This is a genomic window from Pseudomonas sp. G3-19, assembly GCF_054855875.1.
On the sequence record NZ_JBMPIQ010000003.1, the window covers coordinates 5,623,118 to 5,642,375 of the forward strand.

Consider the following 19,258-nt stretch of genomic DNA (forward strand, 5'->3'; position numbering starts at 1 on the left):
TGCATTACCACCAGTATTTGCCGAAGTTTTCCGGATTGGCCCAGAATCGCGAGTTGAGCCAGTCGGGGACTTGTTTGTAGTCAAGCAGATCATAGGTGAACAGGGTCAGTACCTGATCGTCACGCTGGAAGCGTTCACTGGCCTGCAGCGCCAGCGAGTAGAAATCGGTTTCCTGCCAGCCGCTGGCCGGCAGATCCGCCAGCACTGCAATGCGGCTGGCGTTGAGGTTGCGAATCCCGCCCAGCAGATTCAAGCCGTCACGCTTGGGCAGGTGCTCAAGGCAATCGACCACCAGCGCCAGGTCGAAGCGCCGCGCCGCGAGTTCGGCGGGCAATGCACCGGGTGCGGCGTGGGCCACGCAGGTGTCTGGATGTGCCTGCTTGAAAGCGGCGAGCGCCGGAAATTCGCTGGCGCCGATCAGCAGCAGACGCGCCGGGGCATAGCGATCCAGTAAAGCGGCCAGCGCCTGTTGCGGCGTGCGCGAAGAAATGGCGACGTTCATCGAAGCTCCTCAATCAGATCGCCAAGACTAGCGCGCCAGACGGATCCGGCCTAGACCCCGAATTGCCGCGCCTGGCAAAAGTGCCGAATCCCTGTGAACACGGTCCCAAATGCCAGTGGCCTATTGCTGGCGGAGATTAAAACTCCGGTCTTTACTCCGTGAATCGGTTCTAAGCCGATCCCTCAGGAGAAAACCAGATGAGCATAGTTCGGACAGCATTACCTTTGATTCTGCTAACCAGTGTGTTGACTGGTTGCGCAGGTTTGCAGAAAACCGACTGGCCGACCTGTGCGGCGGTCGGTGGTGTAGTCGGTGCCGGTCTCGGCGCGACGGAAAGTTCGGCGTGGGCCGGTTATGGCGCGCTGGTGGTCGGTGGTACGGCAGCCGCCTATTGCTGGGTGCACGGTGATGGCGACGAAGACGGCGATGGTGTGCCGGACAGTCGCGACAAGTGCCCGCACACGCCTAAAGGCGTGCAGGTCGATGCTGACGGCTGCCCACCACCTGCCCCTGCGCCAGTGGTAGAAGAGGCGGTTGTGGTCAAGGAAGAAACTATCGTCATTCGCGATGTGCACTTCCAGTTCGACAAAGCCACCCTGACCGGCTCCGACAAACAGGTGCTGGATAAAGTCGCCACGCGCCTGAAACAAGAGTCGTCCACGGCGCAACTGACCGTGACCGGCCACACCGACAGCGTCGGCAGCGATGCCTACAACAAAAAACTGTCGGATCGCCGTGCGCACTCGGTGGTGGAATACCTGATCCAGCAGGGTGTGCCGCGTGCCAGCTTCGTTTCGGTCTCGGGCATGGGTGAAAGCCAGCCAGTGGCGGATAACAAAACTGCAGACGGTCGCGCACAGAACCGTCGTACCGAAATCAAAATCGTCCGCTAGCCCCTCTCGCATCCGCGGCTTGTGCAGTCGCGGATGCGGGTCTTTACTCCTGTGTAACCGGTATGGGCCGGTGACACAGGAGCTTTCACAATGACTGTTTTCTCAAGGTCCGTCTTGCCGGTGCTGCTGCTGGGCAGCCTGCTCACCGGTTGCGCCACTCATAGCGATGGCGATGCCCCCCTCAATCAACGTACGTGGCCGATCTGCAGCCTGATCGGCGGGCTGGTCGGTGGCGGTCTTGGCGCCATTGAAAGTGGCGGCTGGGCCGGTGGCGGTGCGGCGTTGGGGATTCTGACTGGCGGGCTGATCTGTTATGCCCAGGATGGCGATGAAGACGGCGATGGCGTGTTCGACCGCCGCGACCGTTGCCCTGACACCCCGGCCAATACCCCGGTCGATCATCGCGGCTGTCCGCTGCCGCAATATCCGGTCACTGCAAAAGCTCCCGAACCTGCGCCGCAATCGGAAGTCATCACCCTCAGCGATGCCGGTAATGTGTTGTTCGATTTCGACAAGTCGGATCTGACCCCGGCCGCCAAGGCCCAGCTCGATACGCTGATGGACAAATTGCGCAACGCCGACGTGGTCAGCATCAAGGTCATCGGTCATACCGACAGTAAAGGTTCGGACGCCTATAACCAGGCACTGTCGGAACGACGCGCCAGCAGCGTGGCGGCGTACCTGCTGAGTCAGGGCCTGGCGCCGGAAAAACTGACCAGTGAAGGACGCGGCGAGAGCGAGCCGGTGGCTGACAACGCAACGGACGAGGGACGGGCAAAAAACCGTCGGGTGGAGTTGCATATCAATCGCTAGGACTTGTCTGTAGTCCGCAGGCTAGAGCTGCCGGTCGACGATCGTCGTCGAACCGGCAGCGATCCGACGACTGACAAATGTTTTTTCTTTTACCCCTCTGGCTTATCCCCCGCGTAAGCCGTTACTGTGCGCCCAAAGAATAATTCCGACACGGGGGAGCGTATGAAGGTTTTCTGGGGGCTGGGGCGTTTGCTGACCCTGCTGTTCTGGTGCGTGGTGGTGGTCAATCTGCTGCTGCCGTTTGTGCATCCGCTGCATGCGCTGGTCAATCTGGCCGGTGCCTCGCTGCTGGCGCTGCATGTGTTGGAGTTGCTTTTCTCGCGCCTCAAAGGGCGTCCCAACCCGTGGCGCGACCGTCTGCGCATCCTGCTGTTCGGCGTTTTTCACCTGCAAACCATCCCGGCCCCGGCCGCTCCGGAGGCTTCTTCCCATGCGTAAACTTTGCCTGCTCGCTGCACTCATCAGTCCTCTGGCCTGCGCCCAGGTGGTCAGCGTCGAAACCAACTCCCTGATGCGTTTGCCCAACACCGCCAGCACCTTGCAGCTGGAACGGCTGGACGTGGCGGACTATGGCACCTTGCTGATTCCTGCCAATGTGACCGAGCTGACCGTCGGCGAATTGCGCCTGGGCCATGAAGCGCGCATCGCGATCGTCCCGAGTGAACAGGCGCTGGACATGAAAGTCATTCGTGCCGAACTGTCCGAAGGCAGCCTGATCACCGCACGCGGTGCGCCGGGTACCTATGAAAAAGCCGCCCGTGCCGGGCGTAATCTGAATTTGCAGTTCAAGGCACTGAACGCGCCAAAACTGTTTGTCGATGCCCGTGGCGGCACCGGTGCACCGGGTTTCGTCGGCCTGGATGGCGGCAACGGCGAAGATCCGGGCTGCACCTGGGGCGCGGCCGGTCATGGTTTTGACGGCAGCAATGGTAGTGACGGCCAGCCGGGCGCACCGGGTGCGTTGGTGCGTCTTGAAGTGCCGCGCGAGTTTCCGGCCGAGCTGATCAAGGTCAACGTTGCGGGCGGCGCGGGTGGTCCAGCGGGTGTTGGCGGTAAGGCGGGCAAGGGCGGCCAGTCCAAGGGCTGCCTGGTGTATCGCGCCGATGGCGGCAAGAACGGCAAGGCCGGTGCGGATGGTCAGCCTGGGCCGGTGGGTGCGGCGGGGGCGGTGACTGTGCAGCGCCTCTGAATAACAGCACTGTTCACAATTGAGGTGAGGGGATTTATCCCCGATGGGCTGCGAAGCAGCCCACTCCAGATACCGCGTTTCTTCAGATTGAACGCGTCAGCTGATTTGGGGCCGCTTCGCGCGCCATCGGGGATAAATCCCCTCACCACAAAAGTGTTCACAGCGCAAAAAATGGGGTGGGTCAGAACATCGGCCGCGCCGCGGCAATCGCCACCAGCACCAACCCGACGATCAAGTTGATCCCCACCACCCGGCGAATCCGACCCAGCACCGCCGCACCCGCCGACCAGTCCTTCGCCTCAACGGCCTTGCGCAACTCCGGCAGCATCAAACCCTGAATCCGGATGAACAGTGCGGTCATCACTACATACAGCCCGATCATCACCTGCACGTATTTCGGTGCGGTCTCAAAGCCCACTTGCTGCAAATGCAGCATGCCCACGCCGCTGATCGGCAACAGGATCACCGCGACCCAGACCCAACGAAAAAAACCTTGAAACACTTCCACCCACAAGGTCAGGCGGCCAGGGCCGTCGAGAGCCTTTACAGCCGCCGGGCGCAGGACCATCCAGGCGAAAAACATGCCGCCGACCCAGACCAGGGCGGACAGGACATGCAACGGATAAACGAGGCTAAAAGGTGTCATTGGGGCACTCCGTTCTGCGCGGGATTAATTAGCGGGGTATGATAGCCGCCATCCGAAACCACTGAAAATTTATCCAGCGTTTTTTGCGCCCGACAATCAATGATCAGCACTGAACTCAAAACCACGATCCAGGGCGCCTATTCGCGTTTTCTTGAAGCCAAGAGCCTCAAACCGCGTTACGGCCAGCGCCTGATGATCGCTGAAATCGCCAAAGTCCTCGGGGATATCGACACCGACGACGAAGGCCGGCGCAGTGGCGACCCCGCGATTGTCGCGGTGGAAGCCGGCACCGGTACCGGCAAGACCGTGGCCTACAGCCTCGCGGCAATCCCCACGGCGAAACTGGCCGGCAAGCGCCTGGTGATCGCTACTGCGACCGTGGCTCTGCAAGAGCAGATCGTCTACAAGGACTTGCCCGACCTGATGCGCAACAGCGGGCTGAACTTCAGCTTCGCGCTGGCCAAGGGCCGTGGCCGCTACATGTGCCTGTCCAAGCTCGACATGCTGCTGCAGGAAGGCCACGCGCAAACCGCCACCGCCCAGCTGTTCGAAGAGGAAGGTTTCAAGATCGAGGTCGACGAGGCGAGTCAGAAGCTGTTCACCAGCATGATCGAGAAGCTCGCCGGCAATAAATGGGACGGCGACCGCGACAGTTGGCCCAACGCGCTGGAAGACGCCGACTGGGCGCGCCTGACCACCGATCACAGCCAGTGCACCAATCGCCACTGCCCGAACTTCGGCCAATGCGCCTTCTACAAGGCGCGCGAAGGCATGGGCAAGGTCGACGTGATCGTCACCAACCACGACATGGTGCTGGCTGATCTCGCCCTCGGCGGCGGTGCGGTACTGCCGGATCCGCGCGACACCATTTACGTGTTCGACGAAGGTCACCATTTGCCGGACAAGGCCATCGGCCACTTCGCCCACTACACGCGCCTGCGTTCCACCGCCGACTGGCTGGAAACCACCGCGAAGAACCTCACCAAATTGTTGGCCCAGCATCCGTTGCCGGGCGATCTCGGCAAGCTGATCGAGCAAGTGCCCGAGCTGGCGCGCGAGATCAAGACCCAGCAGCAGTTCATGTTCACCGCGTGCGAGCAGATTGCCGATTTCAAACCCGGCGAAGACGTCGAAGGTCGCGAGCGGCCACGCCATCGTTTCGTCGGCGGGGTGATTCCCGAGCACATGCGCGAAATGGGCATCGAGTTGAAAAAGGGCTATTCGCGGCTCAACGATCTGTTCACCCGCCTGACCGACCTGCTCAAGGAAGGCATGGACGGCGAGGTCAACATCGGCATCGCCAGCAATCAGGCCGAGGAGTGGTATCCGCTGTTCGGCAGCCTATTGTCGCGGGCGTCGGGCAACTGGGAATTGTGGACTGCATTTACCGCCGAAGACCCGGAAGACAGCCCGCCGATGGCGCGCTGGCTGACACTGGCCGAGAGCGGTTCGCTGTTCGACATCGAGGTCAACGCCAGCCCGATTCTCGCCGCAGAAACCTTGCGCCGCAGCCTGTGGAACGTGGCCTACGGCTGCCTGGTGACCTCGGCAACCTTGACGGCACTGGGCACTTTCGACCGGTTCCGCATGCGTGCCGGTCTGCCGAAAAAAGCGGTCACTGCCGTGGTGCCGAGCCCGTTCCATCATGCCGACGCCGGCGTGCTGCGGGTGCCGGATCTGAAGGCCGACCCACGCGACGCCGCTGCTCACACCGCGGCGATCATCCGCGAGTTGCCGGATCTGGTCGAAGGCTCGCGCGGCACGCTGGTGCTGTTCTCCTCGCGCAAACAGATGCAGGACGTGTTCGATGGCCTCGACCGCGACTGGCGCAAGCAAGTGTTCATTCAAGGCAACCTGTCGAAACAGGAAACCCTGAACAAGCACAAGGCGCGGGTCGATGGCGGCGATTCCAGCGTGCTGTTCGGTCTTGCCAGTTTCGCCGAAGGGGTGGACTTGCCGGGGGCGTACTGCGAGCACGTGGTGATCGCCAAGATCCCGTTCTCGGTGCCGGACGACCCGGTCGAGGCGGCGCTGTCGGAGTGGATCGAGGCCCGGGGCGGCAATCCGTTCATGGAAATCTCGGTGCCCGATGCCTCGCTGAAACTGGTTCAGGCCTGCGGGCGTCTGCTGCGTACCGAAGAGGACCGCGGCACCATCACCTTGCTCGATCGGCGCCTGGTCACCCAGCGCTACGGCAAGGCGATCCTCAATGCGTTGCCGCCATTCCGTCGTGAAATATCTTGAGACAACGGTGGGCAGTTTTGCCCGCCGCGCTGTCTATCTCTCTGCCATGCTTTTCCATTGGCCTTAGTTGGTCGTTAGGGAGAACTCCGTTCTTATGATTCGCCGTTCGTTGCCTGCCGTATTCGCCTTGATTTTCGCTGCCCCGTTACTGGCGGCGCCTGCGGGTCAGCAGACCCTGTTCAACTTCGTCCGTCCTGCCGACGTGGTGAAAGTCGTCACCGAAAACACTGACCTGCCACAAGCCAACGCCGAGCAAACCCCTGAAGGTGAAGTGTTGCGCCGGGTGACCTTCAACTCGGTAGCCCGTCCGACCCTGCGCCTGACCCCGCAGACCGGCGCCTGGGACTGGTCGCAGTCGGGCATGATGAGCCTGCGCCTGCAAAGCGCGATGAGCTGGGCCGTGACGGTCTATGTGCAAATCCAGAGCAACAACGGCCAGACCCTGACCAGCCGCGTCGACCTGCAGGCCGGTCCCGCGCAAACCCTTTTGGTGCCGCTGGTGGCGACTTCGCCACTGAGCCAGGGCATGAAGGCCGGGCCGCCGATGCCGATGAATGTTGATGGCCAGCGAATTCTGCTGGCCAGCAGCAGCGGTGAACTGGATCGCAGCCAGGTGGTGTCGGTGAGTCTGTGGATGGATCAGCCGAAAGCCGCGCAGAGCCTGCTGCTCGAACGTTTCGGCGTGCAGGATGGCGATGCCGTGACCCAGGCTGTCTACGGCAATCTGGTGGACGCTTACGGTCAATCGACCCGCAGCAAATGGCCGGAAAAAGTCAGCAACGACGAACAACTGAAATCCGCCGCCGCCAAGGAACAGCAACAGCTGAAAACCTGGCTGGCCGAGCGCGAAAAGTCCTCGCTGGACAAGTTCGGTGGCTGGAACAAAGGCCCGGCGTTCAAGGCCAGCGGGTTTTTCCGCACTGAAAAACGTGACGGTCGCTGGTATCTGGTGACCCCTGAAGGACATCCGTTCTATTCACTCGGGGTCAACACCGTCAGTCCGCAGGTCAGCCAGACCTACGTGGCCGGGCGTGAGTGGATGTTCGAATCCCTGCCCAAGGCCGACGAGCCGCTCGCCAGCCATTTCGGCGAAGGCGATAACCGTGGCGGCAACGGCGCCGATCAGGGCCGCGGCTATGGCAACGGGCGCTGGTACGACTTCTATGGCGCCAACCTGCAGCGGGTTTACGGCGAGCCCTGCAAACCGGACAGCGATACCAAGGCCGGAATTGCTGAAGCGGCCAAGGCTGGTGCGGTTGAAGAAACCGCAGTAAAAGCTGCCGAGCCTGTGCCAAAGTCAAACGAGGCGAAGGCCGGTGTCGCCGCAGCGGCGAAAACAGACGCCGTAGCGACGACTGCTGAAAAGGCTGCCGATCAACCCGTCGCTGCGCCGTGCAAGGCCACGGTCGATCAGCAGAAGTGGGCCACGCACACCCTCGATCGCCTGCAGGCCTGGGGTTTCAACACCGTCGGCAACTGGAGTGCCGACTCGCTTGCCGACGCCGAACGGGTGCCGTACACCTTGCCGCTGTCGATCGTCGGCGACTACACCAGCATCAGCACCGGCAGCGATTGGTGGGGCGGCATGCCTGACCCGTTCGACCCGCGTTTCGCCATGGCCACCGAGCGTGCTGTGGCCATTGCTGCCCGCGATCATCGTGATGATCCGTGGCTGATCGGCTACTACGCCGACAACGAACTGGCCTGGGCCGGCCCCGGCGACGACCCGCAGTCGCGCTACGCCCTGGCCTACGGCACATTGAAAATGACCACCGACGTGCCGGCCAAGCGCGCATTCCTCAAGCAACTGCGCGACAAGTACCGCAACCAGGCGGGCCTGTCGAAAGCGTGGGGCATTGATCTGCCGGCGTGGGAATTGATGGAAGACCCGGGTTTCGTGCCACCAATGCCGAATCCGGAGCACCCGGAAATCGAAAACGACTTCAAATACTTCCAGAAAGTGTTCGCCGACACCTACTTCAAAACCATCTCCGATTCGCTGAAATGGCACGCGCCGAATCAGCTGCTGCTCGGCGGCCGTTTCGCCACCAGCACTCCGGAAGCGGTGGCGTCCTGCGCGCAGTATTGCGACGTGTTGAGTTTCAACATGTACACGCTGAAACCACAGGACGGCTATGACTTCGCCGCTCTGCGTGCCCTCGACAAACCGGTACTGATCACCGAATTCAACTTCGGCTCCAGTGATCGTGGCCCGTTCTGGGGTGGCGTGACGCAACTGGCGCGGGAAGAAGATCGCGGCCCGGCGTATGCCAACTTCCTCAAACAGGCGTTGAGTGAGCCGTCGATTGTCGGCGTGCACTGGTTTCAGTACCTGGATCAACCGGTGACCGGGCGTCTGCTCGATGGCGAGAACGGGCACTTCGGCCTGGTGGGGATTACCGATCTGCCGTATCAGGGCTTTGTCGAGGCGGTACGCAAGAGCAACCTGCAGGCAGTTGATCAGTTGGGCAAAGAGGCTGAGAAGGCCGCCGCTGCCGGTCATGAAGCGGAGGGCGGGCGCAAGGGTGAAGCTGGCAAAGGCCCGGGGGGCGGGCATGCCGGTGGGCATTCGGGCAATGGTCATTAAGGTTTAGACCGCGTCATCGTTCTTCGCGAGCAAGCCCGCTCCCACACTGATCTCCAGTGCCGCAGAGATCAAATGTGGGAGCGGGCTTGCTCGCGAAGGCGGCAGCCGTCTCAGCAAACATCTGGAAGTAACCGTCCGGCCCGCAGCTGTTCCCAAATCCCTCAAGGGCTGGAACAATGCGGGCCACTTTGTAGAGCGTTTTCGCGGGGGAGTTGCGGGTGCAGATTCAGGGACATTACGAGCTTCAATTCGAAGCGGTGCGCGAGGCTTTCGCGGCACTGTTCGACGATCCCCAGGAACGCGGCGCAGCCCTGTGCATCAAGGTCGGCGGAGAAACCGTCCTCGACCTCTGGTCCGGTACGGCCGACAAGGATGGTACCGAAGCCTGGCACAGCGACACCATCGCCAACCTGTTTTCCTGCACCAAGACCTTTACCGCGGTCACCGCATTGCAACTGGTGGCCGAAGGCAAACTGCAACTGGATGCACCGGTTGCCCGCTACTGGCCGGAATTCGCTGCCGCCGGTAAAGAATCCGTCACCCTGCGCCAACTGCTCTGCCATCAGGCCGGTCTGCCGGCCCTGCGCGAGTTGCTGGCGCCCGCCGCCCTCTACGAATGGCAGACCATGGTCGACGCCCTTGCGGCCGAAGCGCCGTGGTGGACGCCGGGCACCGGCCACGGCTATGCCGCCATCACCTATGGCTGGCTGGTCGGGGAGTTGCTGCGTCGCGCTGACGGTCGTGGGCCGGGCGAGTCGATCGTCGCCCGCGTCGCCAAGCCGCTGGGGCTGGATTTCCACGTCGGCCTGGCTGACGAAGAGTTCCACCGCGTGGCGCATATTGCACGGGGCAAGGGCAACGTCGGCGATGCCGCGGCCCAGCGCCTGTTGCAAGTGACCATGCGCGAACCGACCGCCATGACCACTCGCGCCTTCACCAATCCGCCGTCGGTGCTCACCAGCACCAACAAACCGGAATGGCGCCGCATGCAGCAGCCGGCCGCCAACGGTCACGGCAACGCGCGCAGCCTGGCCGGTTTCTACGCCGGTTTGCTCGACGGCAGCCTGCTTGAAAGCGAAATGCTCGAAGAGCTGACCCGCGAACACAGCTACGGCGAGGACAAGACCCTGCTGACCCGCACCCGCTTCGGTCTGGGCTGCATGCTCGATCAACCGGACATGGCGAACGCCACCTACGGCCTCGGCCCGCGGGCGTTTGGTCATCCGGGGGCGGGCGGTTCAGTGGGTTTTGCTGATCCCGAGCACGATGTCGCGTTCGGTTTTGTGACAAATACCCTTGGGCCGTACGTCTTGATGGATCCGCGCGCGCAGCAACTGGCGCGGGTACTTGCCACTTGTCTGTAAAGCTTTACATGAGGTTCCAGGGTTGGAACCAGATCCGGTTTTTCGATTCAAAGCGTCAGTTTATCCGGGCAAAAGAGCTCTGATTTTTCATTACTTCACTTTGTGGATTTTCAATGTCATCCAAAAAAACTCTCGCCCTGGCCCTGTGTGTTGCGATCACCGGTTGTGCACAGACTCCTAAAAACGATGCGGACGGCGGTAGCTGGTGGCCGTTCGGTTCCTCCGACAAAGTGGCGGCCAAAGAGCCGGCCCCAGCCCCGGCTCCTGCCGCAGCCCCGGCGCCGCTCAAACCTGCCGCGACCGCACCTGTGGCCAAGACTGAAAGCAGCAGCCACTGGTACTGGCCGTTCGGCGGTTCCGATGATGCGGCGGCCAAAGCCGAGGTGAAAGCCGAAGTAAAACCCGAAGCCAAACCGGCGGTAGTGGCCAAGGCCGATGCCGACACCGGCACGAAGTGGTGGTGGCCGTTCGGCGGCAAGGATCAATCCACTGCCAAAGTGGTGCCGATGCCTGACCCGAAAGTCACCCAAGCCTGGCTGGATGACTACGAGCCACGTCTGCGTGCAGCGATCAAGGACAGCAATCTGCAACTTGAGCGCCGTGACAACGTGCTGGTGGTGATCGCGCCGGTTGAAGGCTCGTTCAACCCGAAGCGTCCAGCGATGCTGCTGCCGGTGACCCTCAGCCCGTTCACCAATGTCGCGAAAATCCTCGAAGCTGACCCGAAAACCGCAGTCCTGGTGCTTGGTCACAGCGACAACACCGGTGCCGCGCCGGCCAACGTCAAACTCAGCCAGGAGCGCGCCCAGTCCGTAGCGGCGATCTTCCGCTTGAGCGGCTTGCAGCGCGATCGCCTGATGCTGCGTGGCATGGGTGGCGATGCCCCGCGTGCGGCCAACGACAGCGCCGAAGGCCGTGCCCTGAACCGTCGCGTCGAACTGCTGGTGACCCCGCAAAACACCATGGTTGCGCTGCTGAGCAAGTACAACATGCCGGCGCCGGCACCGACCACGATGCTTGCCGCACAGGACGTCAAGCCTGCAGCCAAACCGGTAACTCCGGCGCCGGCTGCTTCGAAGGCCGCCGTACCTGCAACCAAAAAGGCACCAGCGAAGAAAGCGGCGGCCAAGGCACCTGCGAAGAAGGCGGCAACCAAGGCTCCGGCGAAAGCTCCTGCCAAGAAAACCGCTCCAGCCAAAGCAGCAACGGCTGACAAGAAAGTCGCCGCCACCGATACTGCCAAGCAGTGATCCGCTAACGAAAAGGAATGCGCCATGACCCAGGCTCTGGCAGATATGCGCCGTGATTACACCCGGGACGGACTGACCGAGGCGCAAGCCCCGGGCGAGCCGTTTGCGCTGTTCCACCAATGGTTTGCCGACGCGGTAAAAACCGAACAGGCACCGGTGGAGGCCAACGCCATGACCCTGGCCACGGTCGATGCGGACGGTCGACCGCATTGCCGCATTCTGCTGCTCAAGGGCCTGGACGCGCAGGGCTTCACCTTTTTCACCAACTACGACAGCGCCAAGGGCCAGCATCTGGCGGCGAATCCTTTCGCGGCCATGACATTTTTCTGGCCAACCCTGGAGCGCCAGGTGCGCATCGAAGGGCGGGTGGTCAAGGTCACGCCGCAAGAGTCCGACGCGTATTATCAGGTGCGACCGCTGGGCAGCCGGCTCGGCGCCTGGGCCTCACCGCAGAGTCGGGTGATCAACGGGCGCGGCGAGCTGGAGGATCTGCTCAAGGCCACCGAACAGCGCTTCAGCGATACTCAGCCCGACTGCCCGGAACATTGGGGCGGTTACCGCCTGCTGCCTGAGCGCATCGAGTTCTGGCAGGGCCGTCCAAGTCGTCTGCACGATCGCCTGAACTACCGTCAGCAGGGCGCCAACTGGATTCTTGAACGTCTGGCGCCCTGAGCAGTCTACCGAGCGGGATAGCCTGCCGCAGCGGCCTCAAGCCACTTCGGCAGGTCCCGACGCTTGATCTTCTGCACGCGGGCATCGGCCAGTCGTTCCAGCATGAAGGCGCGTTTGTCTTCATCCTTGCCCGCCAGCGACAGGGCCAGATCACGATCCATCCAGCGTTTGATCCGCACGTACAGCCACCAATGGAAGTACAGACCGGCGACGGTGGTGACGAAAATGATCAGGTAATCCATGAAAATCCTTGGGTCGGCAGGGCGGATTGAGCGATTTGGCGCTACTGTTGGGTGAGTTTGCAGGTGCCTGTACCGGGCCTGAATAAAATCAAGTTTATCCGGGCTGCGTCGTGACAGGCGTCAAGCAGCGGGGTTTAATGAACACATGTTCTTTTGGAGTTGATGCTATGCGTAAGTCTGTTCTGCTGGTTGCTTCCTTTTCCACGATGGCGATGTTGCTGACCGGCTGCCAGTCGAGCCTGACCGGTGACTCCTACTCCCGTGACGAAGCGCGTCGTGTGCAGACGATTCGCATGGGCACCATCGAATCCCTGCGTCCGGTGAAAATCGAAGGCACCAAGACCCCGATCGGCGGCGCTGCAGGCGCAGTGGTCGGCGGTGTCGGCGGCAGCGCCATCGGTGGCGGCAAAGGCAGCATCGTCGCGGCGGTCATCGGTGCTGTGGCCGGTGGTCTGATCGGTTCCGCGACTGAAGAAGGCCTGACCCGCACCCAGGGCGTGGAAATCACCGTGCGCGAAGACGACGGCAGCATGCGCGCCTACGTGCAACAGGTTCAGGAAAACGAAGTGTTCCGTGTTGGTGAGCGCGTACGCATCTCCACCGTCGGTGGCACCAGCCGCGTTTCGCACTAAGCGACAACGAGCGGTAAAGAAAAACCCCGATCAGGTGACTGGTCGGGGTTTTTTATGATCTGAGGTGCCGCTTACCAGACGTCGCTGTAGTCGAACGAAATTTGATAGTCGTAAGTCGTTAGGGAAATATTATTTTGAAAGTAAGGTTGAAGGACAGGTTTCCAACTTTCGAGTACGTTGAAGCCGCCATTATTAATGTTGTTTTCCACCGGTATACCCAAGGCATTCAAAACGGTTTCATCGTCGCCTAAATCCTCGGAATATTCTTCGCCCTCGCATAGATGGGTTTGCTTGTCGTACCACTCCAGCCTTAGTTTTAATCCCATCATCACCCTCACAAGTATTTTTTTCTGATGCTTCTTTCATCTTTCGGGTCTTCTCGTCGCTCTCCTGTAAAAGGGTCAAAAGCGCCTAGGTGAGTTCCGTCACTTGCACGGTAAACTTCCAACTCGCCGTGCATCGAGTCCCACTCATAAATTCTCCTGCCTTTTGCATCCTTCCATCGCTCCCGAAGTCCGCCACCTCCTTGTACGGGATTCATTTTCTGTGCCTTTTTCAGGCCGGGAAACGCGGTAATTTCCTCTGCTTTCGGAGGTTTATGATAGCTGTGTCCTGCTGGTGGTAAGCCTTTGCGCGAGGTGTTGACCACGATGTATAGAGGCCGAACCCCCGAATCCGCCGGAAACACCAGAATGAAATCCCGATACTCCGGCGGATAAACCGGATTCACCAGAATCCCGTCCGCCGCTTTCGTTGGTGGGTACACCCAGATATGCGGTGCCTGCGGAGCGGCCTCCAGCGCGGGGATGCCGAGGATGTCGGAGCCGTCCACGGCGGGCGTCCAGATCAGTTCGATGCCTTCGCCGAGGTCTGCGACAAAGCGGTTATCACGTGCGGTGAACTGCGCGACATCGACCATTTCCCAGTCGCGATTCTTGCCGGTGTAGAAACCATAACCCTTGAGGCTGCCGTCGGCCTGTTGTTCGACATGTAGGCGCACGCGGGTTCGAGCCTGTCTGAGGGCGAGCAACTGGTCTTCGGTGTAGAGGGCGCTGTCGCCCAGGTTCGATGGCATGAGCAACGCCACCAGCCCGACCAAAGGGGTCACAACGGCGGCGGAAGCGATGGCGGGCAATGCCTTGAACGCCTCACCCGCAAGGGCGAAGGTGCCCAGGCCTGCCGGGATGGCAGTGCCGCTGATTTTCTTGAGTGGAACGCCGCCGCTGTCATCGGCTTCACGGCCGCCGAGCAGGACCAGATCTCCGTAATCTTTCAGGCTGTCGGTGGGTACCATCCCCGAAGGATTCGAGTAATCGATGATCGCGTCCGGCAACTTGCAGGACTTGGCGAACACGCACCCGGCGCGTACGGGATCAGGCTTTTTCGCCGCAACCTCTCGACTGCGCTCGAAAGCCTCCTGCCGCGCCAGCATGGCGTCGTAAGCGTTTTGTCGGGCTTCGCGCTCGGCCAGTTCAGTGGCCGTCATGTAGCGCCAGGTGACGTGATGCCCGTCGCCCGCCGGCGGGTTGGGGACCCGGGGAATGTCCTTGTTGCGAGCCACTGAGCGTCCTTTCGTTCATCCATCGACAACCCTTCTAAAGGGCTGTGCGACGTTAACGAAGCGGACAAATGCTGGCTGTAGGACGGATCTTTGATTAAGTGCGGATTGTTCGCTATTTGTCAGGCAGGGGGGCGAACAGGCCGCTTCAGTTCAAAGAACGGGGGGATAGGTTCTGCGCAATTACAGCAAAAGCCTGATACCCATTTGCCCAGAACCTGGCAGTTGGTGGATGAATTGAGCCTCAGCTGTATCTGTGAGCCTTGCCGGTTTTTTCCTATGCTGGGGGACTGAGCCTGTGACAAGGCTACTCCTGCCCGACTCAACGAGAGCATGACCATGAGTGACAACCGCCAGTGGGCCCGCGAAGCCATCCGCATCATCGAAGCGGACTTCCAGCGCAGCGCCGACACCCATCTGATCCCCTTGCCGCTGCCAGGTTTTGCGGGAATTGAGCTGTACTTCAAGGACGAATCCAGCCATCCCACCGGCAGCCTCAAACATCGTCTGGCGCGGTCGTTGTTCCTGTATGCGTTGTGTAACGGGTGGCTCAAACCCGGCGCGCCGGTGATCGAGGCGTCCAGCGGTTCGACGGCGATTTCCGAGGCGTATTTCGCGCGTATGCTCGGTTTGCCGTTCATTGCGGTGATGCCGGCGACCACCTCGAAAGAGAAGATCGCGCAGATCGCCTTCTACGGTGGTCAGAGCCATCTGGTGAAAGATCCGACGCAGATTTACGCCGAATCCGAACGTCTGGCCCGCGAGCATGGCGGCCACTTCATCGACCAGTTCACCTACGCCGAGCGGGCCACCGACTGGCGGGCGAACAACAACATCGCCGAGTCGATCTTCCAGCAGATGCGTTTCGAGAAACACCCGGAACCGAGCTGGCTGATTTCCAGCCCCGGCACCGGCGGCACCACCGCGACCCTCGGTCGTTACGTGCGTTACCGCCAGCATTGCACCCGGGTGCTGTGCGCCGACGCCGAGCGCTCGGTGTTCTTCGATTATTACCAGACCGGAGACGCAAGCCTGCGTCTGGACTGCGGTTCGCGGATCGAAGGCATTGGCCGGCCTCGGGTGGAAGCGTCGTTCCTGCCCAAGGTTATCGATGCGATGGTCAAGGTGCCGGACGCCTTGTCGCTGGCGGCCATGCATTATCTGGCGCAGCGTCTGGGACGGCATGTCGGCGGGTCGAGCGGCACCAACCTGATCGGCGCGCTGATGGCGGCGCAGCAGATGAAAGCGGCGGGGGAGTCGGGGTCGATCGTGGCGATTCTGTGCGATGGCGGCGAGCGCTATGCCGACACCTATTACGATCAGGGCTGGCTGAAGGCGCAGGGCTATGAGCTGGAGGGATTGATTGCGGCGGTGGCGGCGAGTGCCGAACGGGGTGAGGCGCTGCCAACCACAGTGCTGCGCGCAAATATCTAAAGCCAGACTCGGAAACCAATGTGGGAGCGGGCTTGCTCGCGAAGGCGCTGTGTCAGTCAACATTGTCGTCGACTGACACAGCGCCTTCGCGAGCAAGCCCGCTCCCACAGGAGGTTGGTGTTACTTCAAGACAGATGTATCAGGCTTCCAGACCGAGAATGTCGCGCGCCACGGCCTCGGCAATCCGAATCCCGTCCACACCCGCCGACAGAATCCCACCGGCATAACCCGCACCTTCACCCGCCGGGAACAGACCTTTGACGTTCATGCTCTGCAGCGACTCGTTACGCGTGATGCGCAGCGGCGACGAGGTGCGGGTTTCGATCCCGGTCAACACCGCATCGTGCAGCGAGTAGCCGCGAATCTGTTTCTCGAACGCCGGCAACGCTTCACGAATCGCTTCGATGGCAAAGTCCGGCAGCGCCAGGGCCAGGTCGCCCAGGGCCACGCCCGGTTTGTACGACGGCTCGACTTCGCCCAGTTCGGTGGACGGGGTGCCGTTGATGAAGTCGCCGACCAGTTGCGCCGGGGCCTTGTAGTCGCTGCCGCCGAGGATGAACGCGTGGGATTCCAGACGCTCCTGCAACTCGATCCCGGCCAGCGGGCCGCCCGGGTAATCGACTTCCGGGGTGATGCCGACGACGATCCCGGAGTTGGCGTTACGCTCGTTACGCGAGTACTGGCTCATGCCGTTGGTGACCACGCGGTTCGGCTCGGACGTCGCTGCAACCACGGTGCCGCCCGGGCACATGCAGAAGCTGTAGACCGAACGGCCGTTCTTGGCGTGGTGCACCAGTTTGTAGTCGGCAGCGCCCAGCTTCGGGTGGCCGGCGTACTTGCCCAGCCGCGCACGGTCGATCAGCGATTGCGGGTGCTCGATGCGGAAACCCACCGAGAACGGCTTGGCTTCCATGAACACGCCACGGCTGTGGAGCATGCGGAAGGTGTCGCGGGCACTGTGGCCGAGGGCCAGAACCACGTGTTTCGAATGCAGGGTTTCGCCGCTCGCCAGTTCGACGCCGACCAGTTGGCCTTCTTCGATCAGCACGTCGGTGACGCGCTCCTGGAAGCGTACTTCGCCGCCCAGGGCGCGGATCTCTTCACGCATGGTCTCGACCATGCCGGTCAGCCGGAACGTACCGATGTGCGGTTTGCTAACGTAGAGGATTTCTTCCGGCGCACCGGCCTTGACGAATTCGTGCAGGACTTTGCGACCGAGGAACTTCGGATCCTTGATCTGGCTGTACAGCTTGCCGTCGGAGAACGTGCCCGCGCCGCCTTCGCCGAACTGCACGTTGGACTCGGGGTTGAGCACGCTTTTACGCCACAGGCCCCAGGTGTCCTTGGTGCGCTGACGAACTTCGGTGCCGCGCTCGAGGATGATCGGCTTGAAGCCCATCTGCGCCAGCAGCAGGCCGGCGAAAATCCCGCACGGGCCGAAACCGACCACGATCGGGCGCTGGCTCAGGTCGCTCGGCGCCTGACCGACGAATTTGTAGCTGACATCCGGCGCCACGTTGACGTTACGGTCGTCGGCGAACTTGCCCAGCACCTTGGCCTCGTCGCGCACGTTGAGGTCGATGGTGTAGATGAAGCACAGTTCGGAGGACTTTTTTCGCGCGTCGTAGCTGCGCTTGAACAAGGTGAAATCGAGCAAGTCATCGCTGGCGATGCCCAGGCGCTGCACGATGGCAGCACGCAGGTCTTCTTCGGGATGGTCGATTGGCAGCTTGAGTTCGGTGATTCGTAACATGGCGAGGATCCGGATTCGCGGGGCGCACAACTGCGCCAGGGCGTTTGAAGGCCGCGATTATAAGCCGCAAAGGCCGGATCCGGTGAGGCTAAAACGCTCAGTCGTTGCGCGATCCGCCGAAATACCCGCAACCACGTTCGACCTTGCCGTCGATGCGCAGCTCGGCGCTCATGTGCTGCACGCTGCCGGTGCTGCTGTCGACGCAGCGCTGCGGCGCGACCCACAACTCGATGCGCTGGTTGTTGGCTTCGCTGCTGAGGTTGAAGCGGCCGTCGCCCAGTTGCTCCTCGACATACGGCACCGCCAGCGCCGGCTGGCCTTCGCGGTCGATGACCATGCCCTTGCCGCTGACTTTGACGTTCCACTCGGGACCGTGGCCGGCGGCACGCAGGATCAACAGTTTGAAGTTCGGGTCATCGCACGCAGTGCCAGAGCGCTCGACGCGGTACAACTGGCCGAGGTCGAGGCGGTCGCCGGCGATCCTCCCGCGCACATCGGCAAACAGCTTGCCCTGCTGATCGGCGAGGGTCGCAGCCTCTTGCAGCACGCTGGTGCCGCCGATGTCGTTGACCACGTACTGACGCTGTTCGCCACACGGCTGGAACACCAGTTTGCCCTCGGCTGCGGTCAACTGCCCCTGCATCCGGGTCTGCCCGACGTGGGACGCGCTTTCACGAGAGCCGTCGAGCAATTGGCAGGCGGCGAATAACGGCAGCAGGGCGACAACGATCAACGAACGGGCAACACGCATCTTCGGCTCTCCAGACAAGTGCCGCCACGTTACGCAGGCTGACCGTTGATCACAAGGGTTTAGCCCACGTGAAAGGTCTGACCGGTTTGCAGGCCTTCGACACTTTTCGCGTAGGCCAATGCCACATCGGCTGCTGGAACCGGCTTGTAGCCACGGAAGTACGGGGCGTAGCTGCCCATCGCTTCCAGCAGCACGGTCGGGCTGATCGAGTTGACGCGCAGGCCTCGCGGCAACTCGATGGCGGCGGCTTTGACGAAGCTGTCCAGAGCGCCGTTGACCAGTGCCGCCGAGGCGCCGGTGCGGATCGGGTCGTGGCTGAGCACGCCGGTGGTGAAGGTGAACGAGGCGCCGTCGTTGGCGTATTCGCGACCGATCAGCAGCAGGTTGACCTGGCCCATCAGTTTGTCTTTCAGGCCCAGGGCGAAGCTGTCAGCGTTCATCTCGCCGAGCGGAGCAAAGGTCACGTTGCCGGCGGCGCAGATCAGCGCGTCGAACTTGCCGGTCTGCTCGAACAGCTTGCGAATCGATGCGCTGTCGCTGATGTCCACCTGGAAATCGCCGCTGTTGCGACCGATACGGATGACTTCGTGACGCTGGCTCAGCTCTTTGTCCACGGCCGAACCGATGGTGCCGGCGGCACCGATCAACAGAATCTTCATGGGCTGTTCCTCAATGGGTTGAACGAGGTTTCAGTCTAGAGTGGTTTTTTCTGCGGATAAGCGCACTAA

Annotated in this window: 19 protein-coding genes; 11 read left to right on the top strand and 8 right to left on the bottom strand. The window is 61.7% G+C overall.

What is annotated here, in order from left to right; translation table 11 throughout:
• Positions 1-4: 4 nt before the first annotated feature.
• Positions 5-502 carry a DUF6231 family protein gene (locus ACOYXI_RS25610; protein ID WP_027614357.1) on the bottom strand — a complete coding sequence of 166 codons (498 nt, stop codon included), beginning with the start codon at positions 500-502 and terminating at the stop codon, positions 5-7.
• Between the two features lie 197 nt (positions 503-699).
• On the opposite strand from ACOYXI_RS25610, the gene ACOYXI_RS25615 reads away from it, so the two are divergent.
• The 4 genes from ACOYXI_RS25615 to ACOYXI_RS25630 all read left to right on the top strand — a co-directional run bounded on the left by ACOYXI_RS25615 (position 700) and on the right by ACOYXI_RS25630 (position 3,397).
• A complete protein-coding gene (locus ACOYXI_RS25615) occupies positions 700-1,395 on the top strand; it encodes an OmpA family protein (protein ID WP_098967546.1) in 696 nt (231 codons plus the stop codon).
• 90 nt (positions 1,396-1,485) lie between these two features.
• Positions 1,486-2,208, top strand: coding sequence for an OmpA family protein (locus ACOYXI_RS25620; RefSeq protein ID WP_098967548.1), 723 nt, complete (start codon positions 1,486-1,488; stop codon positions 2,206-2,208).
• A 162-nt stretch (positions 2,209-2,370) separates the two neighbouring features.
• Positions 2,371-2,646 (top strand): DUF1145 domain-containing protein, encoded by a 276-nt coding sequence (locus tag ACOYXI_RS25625; RefSeq protein WP_027614360.1) that lies wholly within the window; start codon positions 2,371-2,373, stop codon positions 2,644-2,646.
• Entirely contained in the window at positions 2,639-3,397 is a 759-nt protein-coding gene (locus tag ACOYXI_RS25630; protein ID WP_098967549.1) for a hypothetical protein, read from the top strand. The genes ACOYXI_RS25625 and ACOYXI_RS25630 overlap by 8 nt, the downstream gene beginning before the upstream one ends.
• A 181-nt stretch (positions 3,398-3,578) precedes the next feature.
• Here the strand turns inward: ACOYXI_RS25630 and ACOYXI_RS25635 are convergent, their stop codons facing one another.
• Positions 3,579-4,043: a CopD family protein gene (locus ACOYXI_RS25635; protein WP_098967551.1), complete on the bottom strand. Its 465-nt coding sequence runs from the start codon at positions 4,041-4,043 to the stop codon at positions 3,579-3,581.
• A gap of 99 nt (positions 4,044-4,142) precedes the next feature.
• Here ACOYXI_RS25635 and dinG point away from each other — a divergent pair, with 99 nt between their 5' ends.
• The 5 genes from dinG (at position 4,143) to pdxH (ending at position 12,160) form a co-directional block, all read left to right on the top strand.
• On the top strand, positions 4,143-6,287 hold the full coding sequence (gene dinG / locus ACOYXI_RS25640) for an ATP-dependent DNA helicase DinG (RefSeq protein WP_003222341.1): 2,145 nt from the start codon (positions 4,143-4,145) through the stop codon (positions 6,285-6,287).
• A gap of 94 nt (positions 6,288-6,381) precedes the next feature.
• Positions 6,382-8,874 carry a beta-galactosidase gene (locus tag ACOYXI_RS25645; protein WP_461675444.1) on the top strand — a complete coding sequence of 831 codons (2,493 nt, stop codon included), beginning with the start codon at positions 6,382-6,384 and terminating at the stop codon, positions 8,872-8,874.
• A 218-nt stretch (positions 8,875-9,092) separates the two neighbouring features.
• A complete protein-coding gene (locus tag ACOYXI_RS25650) occupies positions 9,093-10,238 on the top strand; it encodes a serine hydrolase domain-containing protein (RefSeq protein ID WP_098967554.1) in 1,146 nt (381 codons plus the stop codon).
• A gap of 113 nt (positions 10,239-10,351) precedes the next feature.
• Positions 10,352-11,488 carry an OmpA family protein gene (locus tag ACOYXI_RS25655; RefSeq protein ID WP_461675445.1) on the top strand — a complete coding sequence of 379 codons (1,137 nt, stop codon included), beginning with the start codon at positions 10,352-10,354 and terminating at the stop codon, positions 11,486-11,488.
• 24 nt (positions 11,489-11,512) lie between these two features.
• Complete coding sequence (gene pdxH, locus ACOYXI_RS25660; protein ID WP_098967557.1) at positions 11,513-12,160, top strand: pyridoxamine 5'-phosphate oxidase; 648 nt, start codon at positions 11,513-11,515, stop codon at positions 12,158-12,160.
• A gap of 5 nt (positions 12,161-12,165) precedes the next feature.
• Here pdxH and ACOYXI_RS25665 read toward each other — a convergent pair whose 3' ends face one another.
• Positions 12,166-12,402 (bottom strand): hypothetical protein, encoded by a 237-nt coding sequence (locus ACOYXI_RS25665; RefSeq protein ID WP_096797521.1) that lies wholly within the window; start codon positions 12,400-12,402, stop codon positions 12,166-12,168.
• A gap of 167 nt (positions 12,403-12,569) precedes the next feature.
• Here ACOYXI_RS25665 and ACOYXI_RS25670 point away from each other — a divergent pair, with 167 nt between their 5' ends.
• Positions 12,570-13,034 (top strand): outer membrane lipoprotein, encoded by a 465-nt coding sequence (locus tag ACOYXI_RS25670; RefSeq protein ID WP_007969461.1) that lies wholly within the window; start codon positions 12,570-12,572, stop codon positions 13,032-13,034.
• A 71-nt stretch (positions 13,035-13,105) separates the two neighbouring features.
• On the opposite strand, the gene ACOYXI_RS25675 is transcribed toward ACOYXI_RS25670, so the two are convergent.
• Entirely contained in the window at positions 13,106-13,363 is a 258-nt protein-coding gene (locus ACOYXI_RS25675) for a colicin E3-like toxin immunity protein (RefSeq protein WP_371917799.1), read from the bottom strand.
• Between the two features lie 5 nt (positions 13,364-13,368).
• Complete coding sequence (locus ACOYXI_RS25680) at positions 13,369-14,595, bottom strand: S-type pyocin domain-containing protein (protein ID WP_134785590.1); 1,227 nt, start codon at positions 14,593-14,595, stop codon at positions 13,369-13,371.
• Positions 14,596-14,931: 336 nt separating this feature from the next.
• Between ACOYXI_RS25680 and ACOYXI_RS25685 the strand changes: the two genes are divergently transcribed.
• Positions 14,932-16,026: a PLP-dependent cysteine synthase family protein gene (locus ACOYXI_RS25685; protein ID WP_098967560.1), complete on the top strand. Its 1,095-nt coding sequence runs from the start codon at positions 14,932-14,934 to the stop codon at positions 16,024-16,026.
• A 139-nt stretch (positions 16,027-16,165) separates the two neighbouring features.
• On the opposite strand, the gene ACOYXI_RS25690 is transcribed toward ACOYXI_RS25685, so the two are convergent.
• From ACOYXI_RS25690 to ACOYXI_RS25700, 3 genes are all read right to left on the bottom strand, one after another.
• Complete coding sequence (locus tag ACOYXI_RS25690) at positions 16,166-17,779, bottom strand: NAD(P)/FAD-dependent oxidoreductase (protein ID WP_461675446.1); 1,614 nt, start codon at positions 17,777-17,779, stop codon at positions 16,166-16,168.
• A gap of 97 nt (positions 17,780-17,876) precedes the next feature.
• The gene (locus ACOYXI_RS25695) at positions 17,877-18,530 is read right to left on the bottom strand and encodes a COG3650 family protein (protein WP_098967563.1); all 654 of its coding nucleotides are present in this window, start codon (positions 18,528-18,530) and stop codon (positions 17,877-17,879) included.
• A 59-nt stretch (positions 18,531-18,589) separates the two neighbouring features.
• Positions 18,590-19,189, bottom strand: a complete 600-nt coding sequence (locus tag ACOYXI_RS25700) for a short chain dehydrogenase (protein WP_135295100.1) — start codon at positions 19,187-19,189, stop codon at positions 18,590-18,592.
• Positions 19,190-19,258: the final 69 nt, after the last annotated feature.

What these genes read in the sequence shown, in the direction of transcription:
- ACOYXI_RS25690 (WP_461675446.1), bottom strand. Translation starts at nt 17,779, where the DNA reads ATGTTACGAATCACCGAACTCAAGCTGCCAATCGACCATCCCGAAGAA.
- dinG (WP_003222341.1), top strand. Translation starts at nt 4,143, where the DNA reads ATGATCAGCACTGAACTCAAAACCACGATCCAGGGCGCCTATTCGCGT.
- ACOYXI_RS25635 (WP_098967551.1), bottom strand. Translation starts at nt 4,043, where the DNA reads ATGACACCTTTTAGCCTCGTTTATCCGTTGCATGTCCTGTCCGCCCTG.
- ACOYXI_RS25615 (WP_098967546.1), top strand. Translation starts at nt 700, where the DNA reads ATGAGCATAGTTCGGACAGCATTACCTTTGATTCTGCTAACCAGTGTG.
- ACOYXI_RS25685 (WP_098967560.1), top strand. Translation starts at nt 14,932, where the DNA reads ATGAGTGACAACCGCCAGTGGGCCCGCGAAGCCATCCGCATCATCGAA.
- ACOYXI_RS25675 (WP_371917799.1), bottom strand. Translation starts at nt 13,363, where the DNA reads ATGATGGGATTAAAACTAAGGCTGGAGTGGTACGACAAGCAAACCCAT.
- ACOYXI_RS25695 (WP_098967563.1), bottom strand. Translation starts at nt 18,530, where the DNA reads ATGCGTGTTGCCCGTTCGTTGATCGTTGTCGCCCTGCTGCCGTTATTC.
- ACOYXI_RS25665 (WP_096797521.1), bottom strand. Translation starts at nt 12,402, where the DNA reads ATGGATTACCTGATCATTTTCGTCACCACCGTCGCCGGTCTGTACTTC.
- ACOYXI_RS25645 (WP_461675444.1), top strand. Translation starts at nt 6,382, where the DNA reads ATGATTCGCCGTTCGTTGCCTGCCGTATTCGCCTTGATTTTCGCTGCC.
- ACOYXI_RS25700 (WP_135295100.1), bottom strand. Translation starts at nt 19,189, where the DNA reads ATGAAGATTCTGTTGATCGGTGCCGCCGGCACCATCGGTTCGGCCGTG.
- ACOYXI_RS25620 (WP_098967548.1), top strand. Translation starts at nt 1,486, where the DNA reads ATGACTGTTTTCTCAAGGTCCGTCTTGCCGGTGCTGCTGCTGGGCAGC.
- ACOYXI_RS25625 (WP_027614360.1), top strand. Translation starts at nt 2,371, where the DNA reads ATGAAGGTTTTCTGGGGGCTGGGGCGTTTGCTGACCCTGCTGTTCTGG.
- ACOYXI_RS25610 (WP_027614357.1), bottom strand. Translation starts at nt 502, where the DNA reads ATGAACGTCGCCATTTCTTCGCGCACGCCGCAACAGGCGCTGGCCGCT.
- ACOYXI_RS25670 (WP_007969461.1), top strand. Translation starts at nt 12,570, where the DNA reads ATGCGTAAGTCTGTTCTGCTGGTTGCTTCCTTTTCCACGATGGCGATG.
- ACOYXI_RS25655 (WP_461675445.1), top strand. Translation starts at nt 10,352, where the DNA reads ATGTCATCCAAAAAAACTCTCGCCCTGGCCCTGTGTGTTGCGATCACC.
- ACOYXI_RS25630 (WP_098967549.1), top strand. Translation starts at nt 2,639, where the DNA reads ATGCGTAAACTTTGCCTGCTCGCTGCACTCATCAGTCCTCTGGCCTGC.
- pdxH (WP_098967557.1), top strand. Translation starts at nt 11,513, where the DNA reads ATGACCCAGGCTCTGGCAGATATGCGCCGTGATTACACCCGGGACGGA.